We start from the raw sequence: 432 nt of genomic DNA on the forward strand, positions 1-432 counted from the left end.
CGCAGTTCCAGCCGACGCCTAACGGCGCGGCTGAACGCAATCGTTAGGCGGCAGCCAATGCTTCAGCAAGCGCGAGTGTGGTCGCAAATCAAGTTCACCCTCCGGCTCGCCATCGCCGTGATACTGTGCGGCGCGATTGCGCTATATGCTGTTGGCGCATCTTGGTACTGGGACTTTTCGCATCATCTGCCGGCGGCAGTGACGTCCGCCATTGCTGGGTATGTTGCGCGAGTGAGGTCACTGCTGGCAGACGACACAACCATTGCTGAAGAACAGGCAGCTTTCTATGTCTCCTGGATTCTTGCCGTTGTCATTGCACTTCTTGCGTGGGCAGTCCTTGCCGCTACGCGCCGAGCGTTGGGCGGGCGGAGAGGCAGTGCTGCCTAACCCGCAGTTGCAGCCGACGCCTAACGGCGCGGCTGAACGCAATCG

The 432-nt window shown here is 60.6% G+C and carries 1 protein-coding gene; it reads right to left on the reverse strand.

The genetic code is table 11. The features are described 5' to 3' along the window. Positions 1 to 237: 237 nt before the first annotated feature. A partial coding sequence (locus tag B0W88_RS35070; RefSeq protein WP_233151931.1) for a hypothetical protein occupies positions 238 to 432 on the reverse strand: 195 nt, incomplete at its 5' end.

Origin of the sequence: Pelomonas sp. KK5 (assembly GCF_001984095.1) — a bacterium.
In the GTDB taxonomy this organism is placed as follows: Bacteria; Pseudomonadota; Gammaproteobacteria; order Burkholderiales; family Burkholderiaceae_C; genus KK5.